At 65.5% G+C, this 15,334-nt stretch carries 16 protein-coding genes; 7 read left to right on the top strand and 9 right to left on the bottom strand.

Translation table 11 applies throughout. The annotated features are described in order from the left end of the window. Positions 1 to 40: 40 nt before the first annotated feature. Positions 41 to 1,054, bottom strand: a complete 1,014-nt coding sequence (locus AC1MCD_RS02150; protein ID WP_498675449.1) for a Gfo/Idh/MocA family protein — start codon at positions 1,052 to 1,054, stop codon at positions 41 to 43. Beyond that, positions 1,051 to 1,911, bottom strand: a complete 861-nt coding sequence (locus AC1MCD_RS02145; RefSeq protein WP_498675447.1) for a sugar phosphate isomerase/epimerase family protein — start codon at positions 1,909 to 1,911, stop codon at positions 1,051 to 1,053. The genes AC1MCD_RS02150 and AC1MCD_RS02145 overlap by 4 nt, the downstream gene beginning before the upstream one ends. Before the next feature lie 218 nt (positions 1,912 to 2,129). Here AC1MCD_RS02145 and AC1MCD_RS02140 point away from each other — a divergent pair, with 218 nt between their 5' ends. The 3 genes from AC1MCD_RS02140 to AC1MCD_RS02130 all read left to right on the top strand — a co-directional run bounded on the left by AC1MCD_RS02140 (position 2,130) and on the right by AC1MCD_RS02130 (position 4,655). Then, a complete protein-coding gene (locus AC1MCD_RS02140; protein WP_498678487.1) occupies positions 2,130 to 3,149 on the top strand; it encodes a LacI family DNA-binding transcriptional regulator in 1,020 nt (339 codons plus the stop codon). Positions 3,150 to 3,228: 79 nt separating this feature from the next. Then, positions 3,229 to 4,050 (top strand): NAD(+) synthase, encoded by an 822-nt coding sequence (gene nadE / locus AC1MCD_RS02135; RefSeq protein ID WP_498675445.1) that lies wholly within the window; start codon positions 3,229 to 3,231, stop codon positions 4,048 to 4,050. Positions 4,051 to 4,148: 98 nt separating this feature from the next. Next, a complete protein-coding gene (locus tag AC1MCD_RS02130) occupies positions 4,149 to 4,655 on the top strand; it encodes a MarR family winged helix-turn-helix transcriptional regulator (protein ID WP_498675444.1) in 507 nt (168 codons plus the stop codon). Positions 4,656 to 4,677: 22 nt separating this feature from the next. Here the strand turns inward: AC1MCD_RS02130 and AC1MCD_RS02125 are convergent, their stop codons facing one another. From AC1MCD_RS02125 to AC1MCD_RS02105, 5 genes are all read right to left on the bottom strand, one after another. Next, complete coding sequence (locus AC1MCD_RS02125; RefSeq protein WP_498675443.1) at positions 4,678 to 5,457, bottom strand: enoyl-CoA hydratase; 780 nt, start codon at positions 5,455 to 5,457, stop codon at positions 4,678 to 4,680. Positions 5,458 to 5,509: 52 nt separating this feature from the next. Then, on the bottom strand, positions 5,510 to 6,433 hold the full coding sequence (gene mmsB, locus AC1MCD_RS02120; protein WP_498675441.1) for a 3-hydroxyisobutyrate dehydrogenase: 924 nt from the start codon (positions 6,431 to 6,433) through the stop codon (positions 5,510 to 5,512). Continuing rightward, positions 6,426 to 7,499: an enoyl-CoA hydratase/isomerase family protein gene (locus AC1MCD_RS02115; protein ID WP_498675439.1), complete on the bottom strand. Its 1,074-nt coding sequence runs from the start codon at positions 7,497 to 7,499 to the stop codon at positions 6,426 to 6,428. The genes mmsB and AC1MCD_RS02115 overlap by 8 nt, the downstream gene beginning before the upstream one ends. After that, positions 7,499 to 8,998 carry a CoA-acylating methylmalonate-semialdehyde dehydrogenase gene (locus AC1MCD_RS02110; protein WP_498675437.1) on the bottom strand — a complete coding sequence of 500 codons (1,500 nt, stop codon included), beginning with the start codon at positions 8,996 to 8,998 and terminating at the stop codon, positions 7,499 to 7,501. The genes AC1MCD_RS02115 and AC1MCD_RS02110 overlap by 1 nt, the downstream gene beginning before the upstream one ends. Before the next feature lie 93 nt (positions 8,999 to 9,091). Then, positions 9,092 to 9,880, bottom strand: coding sequence for an IclR family transcriptional regulator (locus tag AC1MCD_RS02105; protein ID WP_498675433.1), 789 nt, complete (start codon positions 9,878 to 9,880; stop codon positions 9,092 to 9,094). A gap of 198 nt (positions 9,881 to 10,078) precedes the next feature. Between AC1MCD_RS02105 and AC1MCD_RS02100 the strand changes: the two genes are divergently transcribed. The 3 genes from AC1MCD_RS02100 to AC1MCD_RS02090 all read left to right on the top strand — a co-directional run bounded on the left by AC1MCD_RS02100 (position 10,079) and on the right by AC1MCD_RS02090 (position 12,776). Next, positions 10,079 to 10,798 (top strand): CoA transferase subunit A, encoded by a 720-nt coding sequence (locus AC1MCD_RS02100; protein WP_498675429.1) that lies wholly within the window; start codon positions 10,079 to 10,081, stop codon positions 10,796 to 10,798. Between the two features lie 92 nt (positions 10,799 to 10,890). Continuing rightward, positions 10,891 to 11,583: a CoA transferase subunit B gene (locus AC1MCD_RS02095; RefSeq protein WP_498675425.1), complete on the top strand. Its 693-nt coding sequence runs from the start codon at positions 10,891 to 10,893 to the stop codon at positions 11,581 to 11,583. Beyond that, the gene (locus tag AC1MCD_RS02090; RefSeq protein WP_498675423.1) at positions 11,580 to 12,776 is read left to right on the top strand and encodes an acetyl-CoA acetyltransferase; all 1,197 of its coding nucleotides are present in this window, start codon (positions 11,580 to 11,582) and stop codon (positions 12,774 to 12,776) included. Before AC1MCD_RS02095 ends, AC1MCD_RS02090 begins: the two co-directional genes overlap by 4 nt. Positions 12,777 to 12,857: 81 nt before the next feature. Here AC1MCD_RS02090 and AC1MCD_RS02085 read toward each other — a convergent pair whose 3' ends face one another. Beyond that, positions 12,858 to 13,589, bottom strand: coding sequence for an ankyrin repeat domain-containing protein (locus AC1MCD_RS02085; protein WP_498675421.1), 732 nt, complete (start codon positions 13,587 to 13,589; stop codon positions 12,858 to 12,860). A gap of 220 nt (positions 13,590 to 13,809) precedes the next feature. On the opposite strand from AC1MCD_RS02085, the gene AC1MCD_RS02080 reads away from it, so the two are divergent. Continuing rightward, on the top strand, positions 13,810 to 14,013 hold the full coding sequence (locus tag AC1MCD_RS02080) for a cold-shock protein (protein ID WP_013599688.1): 204 nt from the start codon (positions 13,810 to 13,812) through the stop codon (positions 14,011 to 14,013). A 100-nt stretch (positions 14,014 to 14,113) separates the two neighbouring features. Here the strand turns inward: AC1MCD_RS02080 and AC1MCD_RS02075 are convergent, their stop codons facing one another. Then, positions 14,114 to 15,247: an acyl-CoA dehydrogenase family protein gene (locus tag AC1MCD_RS02075; protein ID WP_498678484.1), complete on the bottom strand. Its 1,134-nt coding sequence runs from the start codon at positions 15,245 to 15,247 to the stop codon at positions 14,114 to 14,116. Between the last annotated feature and the right edge of the window lie 87 nt (positions 15,248 to 15,334).

Here is a 15,334-nt window from a genome sequence, read left to right as displayed (position 1 = left end):
CGGTTGCTATCGTGGTTGCACCGGCTGGCGGTGAGCCGACTCAGGAGACCTTCTCCACCGCGTCGGGGTAGCTTTGGCGGTAGATTTCCTTCACGATCCGCAAGGACTTTTCCGCCTCTTCCGCGTCTATCCAGAAAGAGCCCGCGTCCCCGAGCCGGCTGTAAAAGTCGCTGATGAGCAGCTCGTGTGATACTCCCCAGTAGGCACGCCCGCCGGACTCCACCACCCGCTCGGGAACCACCTCCACACGGCCATCCGCGTAGGTCACGGTCAGGTCGCCGCGCAGGCTGAGCGTGGCCTTCTCCGTGACGATGTCCAACGTGACGGGCGCGTTGACGGCGTTAGCCAAGGTGGCGTAGAACGCGCTGCGGACACCGTTGGCGTGCTCTGCCACAAACTCGGCGGTGTCCTCCACCTCAATGGTTTCGCCCAGGAACCTGGTGGCTGCATTGCCGGAGAGGGATACGACGTCGCCCATCAGCCACTGCAGCAGGTCAACGGTGTGGATGGCCTGATTCATCATCAGCCCGCCGCCACCGCCCGACCAGGTGCCGCGCCAGGGCCGGCTGCGGTAGTAGTCGGCATCGCGGTGCCACATGACGGTGGCCGAGGCGCCCACCACTGCGCCCAGTTCGCCTGAGGACAGCAGTGAGTGCATGGCCTGGGCTGTGGAGTTGTAGCGGTTCTGGAAGCAGACGGCAATCTTGGCATCGCTAGCCTTGGCTGCCTCCACGAGCCGGCGGCCCTCGTCGAGGGTATGCGCCAGCGGCTTTTCCACGATCACATTAACGCCGCGGTCCAGGCAGTCAGCGGCAATCACGGCATGCGTGTTGTGCGGCGTGGTGATGTGCGCAACGTCCGGGCCGACGGCCTCGATGAGGCTGGCGTGGTCCGAGAACCCCGGAACACCGTAGACGGCCACGGCGGCGGCGAGGCGGCCGGGGTCCGTGTCACACACCCCGGCCAGCCGGGCGCCGTCGAGCTTTGCGATGGCTTCGAAGTGAACCGCCGAAACGTCCCCGCAGCCGATGACTGCGGCCTTGAGCCCCGTCACGAAAGCTCGATTCCATTCTTGGCTGCAAGCGTGGCGAAGGCCCGCGCCGCGACACCGAAGGCAACCGGCCCGGAGAAGCCGCCCAGCTCATGCTGGATGGCCAGGTGCGGCTCCAGCGAGGCGAAGCCCTTGTAACCGTCTGCTTTGAGGGCTGCGATGGTGGCATCGAGTTCGCCGTCGCCTTCGCCGGAGGGCACCACCTCGCCCGTGGCCATGATGGCGTCCTTGACCTGGAGATACTCGAGGTACGGCCGGAGCATGGCGTAGCCGTCGGTGTACGGCCGGACGCCCACCTGGACGAAGTTCGCGTTGTCCCATGCCACGCGCAGGGCCGGGGAATCGACCGATTCCATGATGTCCAGGACGCGCTGCGGCGTATCGCCATAGATATCCTTTTCATTTTCGTGCAGAAGCACGACGCCGGCGCTTTCAGCTTCGGCGGCGAGTGCCCGCATGCGGGTGATGACGTCGTCGCGGATTTCTTCCGGCGTCTGGGCTTCACTCCGGTAGAAGGAGAAGATGCGGATGTACTTCGTATCCAGGCCCTTGGCCACCGAGATGATCTGGCGCAGGCGCTCCACCTCGTGCTCCACCGGCAGTCCGATGTCCACCTTGCCGATGGGGCTTGCCACAGCGGAGACCTTCAGGCCCTTGGCGTCGAGGATTTCCTTGAGCTCGGCCACCTGCTGGGGGGTCAGTTCGGAGACGTTTACGCCCCAGGCGCTGCGGACCTCAATGTAGCTGGCGCCCAGGGCAAGCATGACGGCGGCCTGGACTGCCGGATCAGGATCTACCTCGTCGCCGAATCCGGAGAGCTGCCAGGCGGTGGGTGATGCTGCGCTGGATGTTGCGGTCACAGGGATCTCCTTAGGGTTTGCCGCGGCCGGACAGCCTGAGTGCCGCTCCCGCGCGGTGGTGACTTGCTTCGCAAAGTTCTGCACTAAGTCTAGACACCCGCACAGTTGATGACAACCGATTGCCAAATGTTGACATTCTGTGGCAATCTAGGAGCATCAGGGCTGTGGCTATCGTCACAGTGCCCGTGTTGTCCCGTTCAGAGAGGAACGCCATGGCGATGCAAGCAGCCGGAACAGAGCGTCCTGCCACCATCCACGACATCGCCGCAATGTGCGGGGTGGCCGCTTCCACTGTTTCACGCGCACTTTCCACCCCTGACCGGGTCAACATCCGCACGCGTGCCCGCATCGAAGCGGCGGCCGCGGAGCTGAACTACACGCCGAACAGCCAGGCGAAAGCCCTCAGCTCGGGACGCACGGGTGCAGTGGGCGTCCTGGTACCGGATATCACCAACCCTTTCTACTTCGACCTGATCAGGGGCACCCAGCTGCAGCTCAAAGCTGCCGGTTACACCCAGTTGCTCGTGGACACGGAAGAGTCGGACGAGGTGGAGGCCAGCAGCATGGAGCAGCTGCGCAAGAGCGCTGACGGCATCATTGTGACGGCATCCAGGCTCAGTGACGAGGCGCTGCTGGCGGCGGCCGCGAAGATTCCCATTGTCACCATCAACCGCGACGTAGCCGGGGTGCCCGCGGTGGTCATCGATACGCCCTCGGCCACCAGCCAGGCCCTGGACCATCTCATCTCCCTCGGCCACACCCGCATTGCCTACATGGCCGGTCCTCTCACATCACAGTCGAGCACCCTGCGCTGGAATGCGCTGGCCGCCGCCGCCGAGGACCGCGGGGTGGAGGTGCGCCGGCTCGGCCCCTTTGCCCCCAAGACACAATCCGGCGCGGCCGCCGCCGATGCCGCTGTGCATTCGGGCGTGACGGCATGCATCGCCTTCAACGACCTCATCGCCATCGGCATGCTTCAGCGGCTGCGCGAACGCGGCATCCGGGTCCCGGAGGACATGAGCGTGGTGGGCTGCGATGACATCTTCGGTGCGGACTTCTGCAATCCCCCACTGACCACCATGGCTTCCCCGATCGAGCAGGCAGGCCGCGTGTCGGTGTCCATGCTGCTGGCCCAGCTGAACCCGCTGGCCGGCGGCGGTAGCCGCAGCCGCTCCCTGATGCCCACGCACCTGACAGTGCGCGGCTCCACCGGACCGGCGGCTCCGCAGTCTTTGTGAAGCCGGCGCCGGGGACACGCCGCATATCTTCAGGGGACACAATTGAGCGTTGTTGACACCGCTGACTAGGCTGGATCACATGCGCGAACTCCAGGCCACCATCATTGAAGAAATGGGCGTGCAGCCCCGGATCGATCCTGAAGGGGAGGTGCGCAAGCGCGTGAGTTTCCTCAAGGAGTACCTCCGGGCCACCCACACCAAGGGCTTTGTGCTGGGCATCTCGGGCGGGCTGGATTCCTCCCTCGCCGGGCGCCTGGCGCAGCTGGCCGTGGAGGAGCTCGAGGCCGAGGGTGTGGAAGCGAACTTCGTTGCCGTCCGGCTGCCGTACGGCGTCCAGCACGACGAAGACGATGCGCAGGCCGCCCTCGACTTTATCCAGCCGAAAACCGAGTGGACCTTCAATATCTCCGCCGCCGTGGACGGCTTCGAGGACGAATTTGAGAAGACCGTCGGCGCCGAGATCTCGGACTTCCACAAGGGCAACACCAAGGCCCGCACCCGGATGATCGCCCAGTACGCGCTCGCCGGCGAACACAACTACCTGGTACTCGGCACAGATCACGGTGCCGAGTCAGTCACCGGGTTCTTCACCAAATTCGGCGACGGCGGCGCGGACATCCTGCCGCTGTTCGGCCTGAACAAACGCCAGAACCGCGAACTGCTGGCTGAGCTCGGCGCGCCCGCCCGCGTCTGGGAAAAGGTGCCCACCGCGGATCTTCTCGATGACAAGCCGGGCCGCACCGACGAGGACGAACTTGGCATCACCTACGACCAGATTGACGATTACCTCGAGGGCCGGGACATCCCGGAAGCCGCGGCCGAACTGATCGAACAGAAGTACCTGCGCACCCGCCACAAGCGCACCGTCCCGGTCACCATCTTCGATACCTGGTGGAAGTAGGCCACCGGCCCCTTCCATACCCTTGGAAGTCCTAGTATATTGCTGGTGAGGTGGGTCACGCACGGCCACCAAAGGCCCCGGCAATGTCAGGAGGAACCGTGGGAAGTCCGCTCCCCCGCGACCCGATCGCCGAAGCCCGGCAAAACTGGGAACGCCATGGCTGGGGCGATGTGGCCGCACCAATGGCCGCCATCACGGCCATTATGCGGACCCAGCAGATCCTGCTGGGCCGGATCGAAACTGTTCTCAAGCCGTTCGGGCTAACGTTTGCGCGCTACGAACTGTTGACCTTGCTGAGCTTCGCCCGCAGCGGCGCGCTGCCCATGAATAAGGCCAGCGCCCTGCTGCAGGTACATCCCACCTCGGTGACCAACGCCGTCGACCGGCTGGAACAGGCCGGCCTGGTGGGCCGCTCCCCGCACCCCACGGACGGACGTACCACCCTGATCGAGCTCACGTCCGGGGGCCGCACCATGGCCAAACGCGCGACGGCGGCGCTCAACGCCGAGGTGTTCGGCAAGTCCGGTTTCGCGGACGACGACGTCGACCACCTGCTCCGCGTCCTGGGCAACTTCCGCAAGGCCGCCGGCGACTTCACGGACTGAGGGCTTGGGCCCAGAAGAACCGTCAGCGGTGCTTGAATTCGGGCTGGCGCTTTTCGCTGAACGCGGCCATGCCTTCCTTCTGGTCGTCCGAGGCGAACAGGGAGTGGAAGACCCGGCGTTCGAACAGCACGCCCTGAGCCAGTCCAAGCTCAAAAGCCGCGTTCACCGCTTCCTTGGCCAGCATGGCGGCCGGTTTGGACTTGGACGCGATCACTTCGGCGGCCTTCAGGGCTTCCTCCACTACGGACGCGGCGGGCACCACGCGTGAGACGAGTCCCGCACGTTCTGCTTCCTGCGCATCCATCATGCGTCCGGTGAGGACCATGTCCATGGCCTTGGCCTTGCCTACAGCGTGAGTGAGCCGCTGCGAGCCGCCCATGCCGGGGATGACGCCGAGGTTGATCTCCGGCTGGCCAAACTTGGCGTTGTCTCCGGCGATGATGACATCGCACATCATCGCCAGCTCGCAGCCACCGCCCAGGGCGAAGCCGGACACCGCGGCCACCACCGGGATCCGCAGGCGGGTCAGGCTTTCCCATCCCCTAAACCAGTCCGCCGCGTACATCTCCATATAGCCCTTTGAGGACATTTCCTTGATGTCCGCACCCGCGGCGAAGGCCTTTTCCGAGCCGGTGATGACCACAGCGCCTACGGCCGGATCAGCGTCCATGCCGGTGACGGCGGCTACAACCTCCTCCATGGTGGCCTTGTTGAGGGCGTTGAGTGCTTGTGGCCGGTTGAGGGTCACCAGACCCACCCGGCCACGTTGTTCCACCAGAATGTTTTCGTACTGCTGCGCCAAGCCGTGCCCCTTAGGTCTGTCGATCGTAGAAGAATAAGTGCCGTCACCAACGCTACGTGGCGGACTTGTCCCGGATGTCAGTAATGATGCCCGAGAAATCCCGGCCAGCGCCGTCCCCGGCGGCGAACTCGTCGTAAATTCGTGACGCCAACGGACCCATTTCTGCTGCGACGCCGGTGCTTTCAAGCGCGTTGAGGGCGAGCCTCAGGTCCTTGGCCATCAGGGCGCCGGCGAATCCGGGCTGGTAGTCGCGGTTGGCCGGGCTGGTTGGCACGGGGCCGGGAACGGGACAGTTGGTGGTCAGCGCCCAGCACTGACCGGAGGCGTTGGCAGCGACGTCGAACAGCGCCTGGTGCGTCAGGCCAAGCTTTTCGCCCAGCACAAACGCCTCGCTGACGGCGATCATGGAGACGCCCAGGATCATGTTGTTGCAGACCTTCGCCGCCTGCCCCGCGCCGTGGTCGCCGCAGTGCACAATGCGTTTGCCCATCAGCTCCAGGACGGGCTTCACTGTCTCGAAGTCTGCAGGCAGGGCCCCCACCATAAACGTCAGCGTGCCCGCTTCTGCGCCCACCACACCACCGGAGACCGGCGCGTCCACCGAGCGGTGCCCGGCCTCCAGCGCGATCGCGGCGGCCTCGCGGGCCTCGTCCACGTTAATGGTGGAGCAGTCCAGGAACATGGTGTCCGGTGCCGCAACTGACAGCAGGCCGGGCGCCCCGTCCGCGCCGCGGTAGAGGTCCAGGACATGCTGCCCGCTCGGCAGCATAGTGAGTACCACGGCGGCGCCGGCCACCGCTTCCGCCGCGGAATCGGCCATGGGTACGCCGTGTTCCTTGGCTGCTTCAACGGCCGCCGGCACGGGATCGTAGCCCACCACCCTGTGCCCGGCCTTGATCAGGTTGGCTGCCATGGGACCGCCCATGTGGCCGAGGCCCAGGAAGGCGATGGTGCCGGAAGCTGCGCTGTCAGACATGGTCGGACTCCTTTGAGTGAAGGTTGAGCTCACGGTTGCCCAATGGCGCGAAGTAGTGCTCGACGTCGGCCGCAGTCACTTCGGCGAGGGACGCGGGCTTCCACAGCGGATTGCGGTCCTTGTCCACCACCTGGGCGCGGATGCCTTCGCGGAAGTCCGTCCCCTCCAGCGAGCGCAGCCCCACGCGGTATTCCTGTGCCAGCGCTTCCTCGAGCGAGAGCCCCCGCACGCGCCGCAGCGATTCGAGGGTGAGCTTGACGGCCGTAGGAGACTTGGTTTCGATGGTGGCGGCAGCGTCCGCCGCCTCCCCGCCGGCTGCCCGCAAACGCCGGAGAATCTCCTCGGCGTCGTCGGTGGCGTAGGCCGCATCGATCCACTCCCGCTGTTTTTCCAGCGCCGAGCCCGGCGGTTCCTGGACAAAACGCGCGACGGCGACTTCCGCCGTCGAGCTTTCCAGCGCTTCCGCGAGCGCGGGAAGGTTTTCGGACGGCACAAAGTGGTGCGCGAGCCCGAGGAACAGGGCGTCGGCCCCGGTCAGATGGGCGCCTGTCAGGGCAGCGTGGGTGCCGGACTCTCCCGGTGCGCGGGACAGCAGGAGTGTGCCGCCGACGTCGGGCACAAAGCCGATGGTTGTTTCCGGCATGCCGGTGCGGGTGCGTTCGGTGACAATACGGACCGAGCCGTGCGCGGAGATCCCCACGCCGCCGCCGAGCACCAGGCCGTCCATCAAGGCAACGTAAGGCTTGGGGTAGCGGGATATGAGTGCATTGAGCCGGTATTCGGTGGTCCAGAATTCCGGGGCCTGGCCTGTCCCCTCCACCATGTCCCGGTAGATGGCCACGATGTCACCGCCGGCGCACAGCCCCCGGTCTCCGGCGCCACGGACCAGGACCGTGGCCACGGCGTCATCGGCCGCCCACGCCGTGAGCTGCTCGAGGATGGCCGTGACCATGCCAAGGGTGAGTGCGTTGACGGCTTTGGGCCGGTTGAGGGTAACGACGCCCAGGTGTCCGCGGCGCTCGAAGAGGACGTCGGCGGTTTGCTCCGATCCGGGAGACCCAGTCATCAGCTGCCGGCCGGCATCACGAAGCTGGCGCCCTGGCGGATGCCGGAGGGCCAACGGGTGGTGACCGTCTTGGTCTTGGTGTAGAAACGGAACGCGTCGGCGCCGTGTTGGTTGAGGTCCCCGAAGCCGGAAGCCTTCCAGCCACCAAAGGTGTAATACGCGATGGGCACCGGGATGGGGACGTTGATGCCCACCATGCCCACCTCCACGCGGCTGGCGAAGTCGCGGGCGGCGTCCCCGTCGCGGGTGAAGATTGCCACGCCGTTGCCGAACTCGTGCTCGGAGCAGAGCCGCAGCGCTTCGTCATAGTCCGCCGCGCGGAGGACGCTCAGGACCGGGCCGAAGATCTCCTCCTTGTAGATCTTCATGTCCTTGGTGACGTTGTCGAAGAGCGTGGGGCCCACCCAGAAGCCGTCTTCGTAGCCGTCCACGGTGAGCCCGCGGCCGTCGGCCACCAAGGTTGCGCCTTCATCGACGCCGGACTGGATGTAGCCCTCGATCCTGTCCTTGGCGGACTGGGCCACTACCGGGCCGAAGTCCGAGTCCTTGTCCAGGCTGTGCCCCACCCTGAGGGCCTTGACGCGCTCGGTCAGCTTGGCCACCAGGGCATCGGCTGTTTCCTGGCCGACGGGGACGGCGACGGAGATGGCCATGCAGCGTTCGCCGGCGGAACCGTACCCGGCACCTATCAGGGCGTCGGCAGCCATCTCCAGATCGGCGTCGGGCATGATCACCATGTGGTTCTTCGCCCCGCCAAAGCACTGCGCGCGTTTGCCGTGCGCCGCCGCCGTGGCGTAGATGTACTGGGCAATCGGCGTGGAGCCCACGAAGCCGATGGCCTTCACCCGCGGGTCCTCAAGCAGCGCATCAACGGCTTCCTTGTCCCCGTTGACCACGTTGAAGACGCCGTCAGGAACGCCGGCTTCGCTGTACAGTTCAGCGAGCCGCAGCGGCACCGAAGGGTCTCGCTCCGACGGCTTAAGGATGAAGGCGTTGCCGGCGGCGAGCGCCGGACCGGACTTCCACAGCGGAATCATGGCCGGGAAGTTGAACGGGGTGATGCCCGCGACCACACCCAGCGGCTGGCGCAGGGAATGGACGTCGATACCCTGCCCGGCGTTGTCCGAGAACTCACCCTTGAGCAGGTGCGGGGCGTTGGCGGCAAATTCCACCACTTCGATGCCGCGCTGGATATCACCCTTGGCGTCCGGGAAGGTCTTGCCGTGCTCGGAGGACAGCAGCGTGGCCAGTTCGTCCATGTTCTCGTTGACGAGGTCCACGAACTTGAGCAGGATCCGGCCGCGGCGCTGCGGGTTCATGGCCGCCCATTCAACCTGGCCCTTCTCCGCGTTCGCGATGGCGTTGGCCACCTCTTCCTTGCTGGCCAGCGGCAGCCTCGCCTGCACCTGGCCGGTGCAGGGGTCAAAGACATCGCTGAACCTTCCGGATGTGCCGTCGACCCGCTGTCCGCCCACGTAGTGTGAAAGCTCGTGCACCATCGAACGCTCCTTTGCATGTGGTGATCCTGAACCCGAATCTACTCGGACTTCCTACTAATTTCTAGGGGGCGTTCGGGCCCGGTGAGCCAGACCTCAGACTGCGTGTACCGGCCTCTCTGCGGGCAGCTTGGCGCTCATCCGGTGGGCTTCCTCCATCAGCAGCTTGCCCAGGAACTCCTGCCGCTCCGGGCGGAACCGGGGCTCGATGCCGGTCAGCGACAGTGCACCCACCGGCCTGCCGTGTTGGTCGAACACGGCGGCTCCCATCCCGTAGCTGCCCTCGAGGACCAGGCCGGGATTCACGGCATAGCCCTGCAGCCGGGTCCGCTCAAGGTTGCTGCGGACCACATTCTCGCGGTGGCCCGTTGCGAAGGTTCCGGCATGTTGATCCCAGCCGGCCAGGATGGCGCCCTGTTCCTCGTCCGGCAGGAAGGCCATAATCGCGGTCCCGGCCGAGGCCACCCCGAGCGGAAAGCGGACTCCTTCATGCAGGACGAAGGAGCGCACCGGGAAGCTGCCTTCCTCGCGCAGGACGCAGACCGCCTCCTGGCCCCGGCGGATGGAGTAAAATGCACTCTCCCCCGTCTCCTCGGCCAGCCGGCGCAGGCTGGGCCGGGCGATGTCCTCAAACGGGAAGCGGGCAGCTGCCACGGATCCCAGCAGGAAAATCTCCGGGCCCAGGATCCAGTTGCCGCTGCCGGCATCGTGGTCCAGGAGCCCCTCGGCGGCAAGGGACGTCAGGAGCCGGTGGACCGTGGGGCGGGTCAGGCCGGATTCCCGGACCAGGCCGGCGAGGGAGCTGCCCTCCGGCTTCCTGCCGACCAGGCGCAGCAGTGACGCCACCCGCCCCACCACCTGCGTGCCTTGGACTGGATTCGCCATCTCGCCTCCTGCATCAAAAATTCCTCCACAATGTGGACACTTCCAAGCCTAGCGTCCACGCTGTGAAAGAACAGGGTTCTTGCAGCCATTGGCTCGTTGACCCGCTTCCCAGACCACCCTAGGCTCCTTCATCAGGCCCACTGTCCACAACGTGGATATCACCATGGCGCTCTGACCGCTCAATGACGAGGAGATGGAATGTCCAAACTTAGATCCAACGCCGCCGCTGTCCTGCAGGATCTGCTCCAGGACGGCATGACGCTCGCCGTCGGCGGTTTCGGGTTGAGCGGCATCCCCGCGGACCTGATCGAGGCCGTCCGCGATTCCGGGGTCCGCGAACTGACCGTTGTGTCCAACAACATGGGCGTGGACGGCAAAGGCCTGGGCATCCTGATCGAGGCCGGCCAGGTCCGCAAGGTCATCGCATCCTACGTCGGGGAAAACAAGCTCTTCGCCGAGCAGTACCTCGCTGGACAACTCGAAGTGGAGTTCACCCCGCAGGGCACGCTGGCCGAACGCCTCCGCGCCGGCGGCGCCGGCATTCCCGCCTTCTACACCAAGACCGGCGTGGGCACCCTGGTCGCCGAAGGCAAGCCGCTGGCGGAGTTCGACGGCGAAACGTACGTCCAGGAGCGCGCCATCCGCGCCGACGTCGCACTCGTCCACGCGCACACCGCCGACACGGACGGGAACCTGATCTACCGCTACACGGCCCGGAACTTCAACCCGGTAGTCGCCACTGCAGGTGCCGTCACCATCGCCGAAGCCGAAGTCATTCTCGCGCCGGGCCAGCTGGATCCCAACCACATCGTCACTCCGGGCGTCTACGTCCAGCACCTGGTTCAAGCCAGCGGCCGGGTGAAGGACATCGAGCAGCGCACCGTCCGCCCCCGCGCCGCAGCGCCGGTCCCCGCCTGACCATCCTCAAACGCGCCACCTGAACGGACCGCGCGCCGCACAAGGCGCGAACCACCACCAAGCACGCAAACTTTAGACCCAAGGAGAACCCCATGGCCTGGACCAGGGATGAGATGGCTGCCATCGCAGCCGAGGAACTGAACGACGGCGACTACGTGAACCTGGGCATCGGCATCCCCACGCTCGTGGCCAACAACCTCCCGCGCGGCGTCCGCGTGGTCCTGCAGAGCGAAAACGGCCTCCTCGGCATGGGCCCGTTCCCGTATGAAGGGGAGGAAGACGCCGACCTCATCAACGCCGGCAAACAGACGGTCACCGTGCTCGACGGCGGCAGCATCTTTGACTCCGCCACCTCCTTTGGGATGATCCGCGGCGGCCACGTCAAGGTCGCAATCCTGGGCGCCATGCAGGTCTCCGGCAACGGCGACCTCGCCAACTGGACCATCCCCGGCAAAATGGTCAAAGGCATGGGCGGTGCCATGGACCTCGTAGCCGGAACCCCGCGCGTGGTGGTCCTGACCGAACACAACGCCAAGGACAGCACTGCCAAGATCGTCACCGAGTGCACCCTGCCGCTCACCGGACTGAGTTGCGTGGACCGGATCATCAGCGACCTCGCTGTGTTTGATTTGGCTAAAACGGACGACGGCGGGAGGCAGCTTACGCTGACCCGCCTGGCACCCGGCGTCACCGTGGACGAGGTCCGGGAGAAGACCGAGGCTGCCTTCACGGTGGCCCTGGAGTCTGACCTGGACGAAACCGCACTCGAAGGAGCAAGGGCATGAGCCTCAAGGAACAGTTCGGTAAAGACGTCCTGCTCACAGGCTGGGGCCACAGCCGGTTCGGCAAACTGACGGACGAGACCCTCGAGTCCCTGATCGTCCAGGTGGCCACCGAGGCCATCAGCAACGCCGGCATCGAGCCCGGCCAGATCGACGAGATCTACCTGGGCCAGTTCAACTCCGGCATGATGCCGCTGGCCTTTCCGTCCTCCCTGGCACTGCAGGTCTCACCGGACCTGGCCAACGTGGCTGCCACCCGGGTGGAAAACGCCTGCGCCTCCGGCTCGGCAGCGTTCCAGCAGGGCACCAAGTCGCTGCTGGCAGGTACCGCCAAGACCGTCCTGGTGATCGGCGCCGAGAAGATGACCCACGCCGGCGCCGACGTGGTTGGTGCAGCCTTGTTGGGCGCCGACTACGACATGGCCGGGCAGACTTCCACCACCGGCTTCACGGGACTGTTCGCCGACGTCGCAAAGCACTACGAAAAACGCTACGGCCGCGGCGACGGCCAGCTGGGTGACGTGCTCGGCACCATCGCGGCGAAGAACCACCTCAATGGCGTGGACAACCCCTACGCCCAGCTCCGCAAGGACCTCGGCGAGGAATTCTGCCGCACGGTTTCGGACAAGAACCCCATGGTGGCCGATCCCCTGCGCCGCACCGACTGCTCCCCCGTATCCGACGGCGCCGCCGCGGTTGTGCTCTCCACCTCGCCAACAGGCGGGGCAACTGCGCCGGTGCGGCTCGCCGGCTTCGGCCACGCGAACGACTTCTTCCCGGCGGAACGCCGGGACCCCACGGCCTTCGCGGCCACGCGCATGTCCTGGCAGCGCGCACTGGCGATGGCCGGCGTCGGGCTTGAAGAGCTGGATTTCGCCGAAGTCCACGACTGCTTCACCATTGCCGAACTCCTGATGTACGAGGCCATGGGACTGACCGGACCTGGCCAAGGTGCCCGCGCCGTAACCGAAGGCTGGGTCTTCAAGGACGGCAAGCTGCCCATCAACGTCTCAGGCGGGCTCAAGGCCAAGGGGCACCCGGTCGGCGCCACTGGCGTTTCCCAGCACGTCATCGCCGCCATGCAGCTCAGCGGGACGGCCGGCGACATGCAGCTGGGCCGAGCCCGCCGGGCCGCGGTGCAGAACATGGGAGGCGTAGGCATCGCCAACTACGTCAGCGTCCTCGAGGCCGTCTAGCAAAGCAACGCGGGGTCAGACAATGCCCTTCCAGGTCGGATTATCGGGCCGGAGCTGACCCCGCGTTGCACTAGGGTGAGGTTAGCGGGCCCGGATCAGGTTGGCGATCTCTACAAAGCCCAGCCGGTCCGCATTTTCCAGTGCAGTGTGGCCTTCGGGGTCCCGGATGGTGGGGTCGCCGCCGGCATCGAGCAGCTGCCGCACCACGTCCTGCTGCCTGGGCCCGCCGTTGTTGAGCAGGATGGCCTCCTGCATGGCGGTCCAGCCGAGGTTGTTCACATGGTTGACCGGCACGCCGGCGGCAAGGAGGATGCGCACGGTCTCCACGTGGCCATGCTCGCTGGCCGGGATCAAGGCCGTGCCGCCGTAACGGTTGGTGCTGGCGACGTCCGCGCCGGCGGCCAGCGTCAGCCGAAGCACTTCGTTGAACCCCTCGGCACCGGCATAAAGGAACGCCGAATCCTGGATGGCATCCTTCGCGTTCACGCTGCCACCCCGGCCAATGAGTTCGCCCACCAGCGCCACGTTGTTGGCCTTCGCTGCGGCGATCAGGTCCTGGTCCAGCTGCGCCCGGGCTTCAACGGACAGGGGCACCTTGGTGGCTGTGGCCTGAGTCGTCGGGGTTGTGCCGGGTGTGGAGGAGGCAGGTGCGGTGGGCGTTGGGCCCGCCGGGGAGGTCGACGGCGGCGCCTCCGTCCGCTGCGGCTCTCCGGCGCCGGACTGGCACGCTGCCGTGCTGACAGCCACTACTCCCGCCGTCATGAGAATGGTGGCTATCCTGAGTGCCCGGGGCCGCTGGCTTCGCCTCATCATGCAGCCGAGCCTACTCGGCTGCGGGTGCCCCTGCCCGGCCGCTCGCGGCAGGGGGAATGGCGCGTAATCCAGACACTATTCAATAACAGGATTGATAGTTGATGACCGCAGCTATTGCACGGCCACCGCACACCCCCTAGGTTTGAGAGTGCGGACCACAGTTTCCGCGTCTGCCTGCCGTCCGAGCAGGACCAGAAAAGGGTTACAAAGGAAGTTAGCAATGGCAACAGGCACAGTTAAATGGTTCAACGCTGAAAAGGGCTTTGGCTTCATCGCTCCGGACGACGGATCCGCCGATGTTTTCGCGCACTACTCCGCAATCGCCAGCAGCGGTTACCGCTCCCTCGACGAGAACCAGAAAGTCGAATTCGATGTGACCCAAGGTCCCAAGGGCCCGCAGGCAGAGAACATTCGCCCGCTGTAAGGTTCTGATTAACTGCCCTGACCGTGCTGCGAAGCATGGCCAGGGCAGTTTTTTGTTAAGCGAATAGTGCTTACTAAAGTGAGCGCTTTAGCGATCCGTACTAAACGAACGCAGATTTCCCCGTGACGGCCCGGCCCACGATCAGCGAATTGATTTCGTAGCTGCCTTCATAGGTATAAAGGATTTCGGCGTCACCAAAAAGCTTGCCCATTTCATAGTCGGCGCTAATGCCGTTGCCGCCCAGCAGCGACCTTCCCATGGCTACTGAAGAACGCGCCAGCCGGGTGCAGGTGGATTTAGCCATGGCAGCCTGGGCCATCTCCAGTCTTCCGTCCGTTTGGATCCGGGCGAGCTGTGCCATCAGCGCCAGCGATGCGGAGGCGTTGCCCAGGATCTCCGCCAGTTGCTGCTGGACCAGCTGGAAGCGTGCCAGCTCCTTGCCGAATTGCCGGCGTTCCAAGGCGTAAGCCCGGGCGATGTCGAACGCGGCCAGCTGGATGCCGGCTCCCTGCCAGCCGACCCAGGCCCGGGAGTCCCGCAGGAGGTCGTTGGCTTTGGCGAAGTCCGTGGCCCCCGGGAGCAGGTTGCACTCGGGAATCCTGACGTTGTCCAGTGCGATGTCCGCGTTCTGCATGATCCGCAGGCCGATCTTGTTGGCAATCTTGGTGGCCCGGTACCCCGGACGGTCAGTCTCCACGATGAAGCCCTTGATCTGCCCGTCCGCCTGGTCCCGTGCCCAGACCAGCGCGAAGTCCGCTATGGTGCCCGAGCCGATCCAGCGTTTGGCACCGTTGATGACCCATTCGCCGCCCTCCAACCGCGCGGAGGTCTCCAGTCCGCCGGCAATGTCCGAGCCATGCTCCGGTTCCGTCAGGGCGAACGCACCCAGTTGGGTGAACGCTGCCAGCCCGGGCAGCCAGCGTTGCTTCTGCTCCTCGGAACCCAGAGCGTCGATCATGCCCACGATCAGTTCGTTGTGGATTCCCACCAGGGCAGAGAGCGAGACGTCCGCCCGGGCCACTTCGACGTACATGAGGCCCTTGAACAGCTTCGAGGTGCCGTCCGTCTGCAGTTGCCCCAGCCCGCGCTTGCCCAGTTCAGCCACCAGCCCGAAGGGGAATTCCTCGCGGTTCCAGTAATCGATGGACGCGGGCCGTACCGTGGACTGAAGAAACGCCCGGGTGTCCAAGTACCGCTCGCGTTCGGCGGCCGGCAGGAGGTCCACAATGTACATAAGGTCGGCATCGGGAAACGGCGGGAGGTCTGTCACATCAAGCTCACGTCCTGGTGGCTGCACGGCCTACGTCCCTTCAGTCTTCCA

The organism is Arthrobacter sp. BF1 (assembly GCF_056680215.1).
Note: the sequence above shows the minus strand (reverse complement) of the source record. Positions and strands in the feature narration are given on the sequence as shown.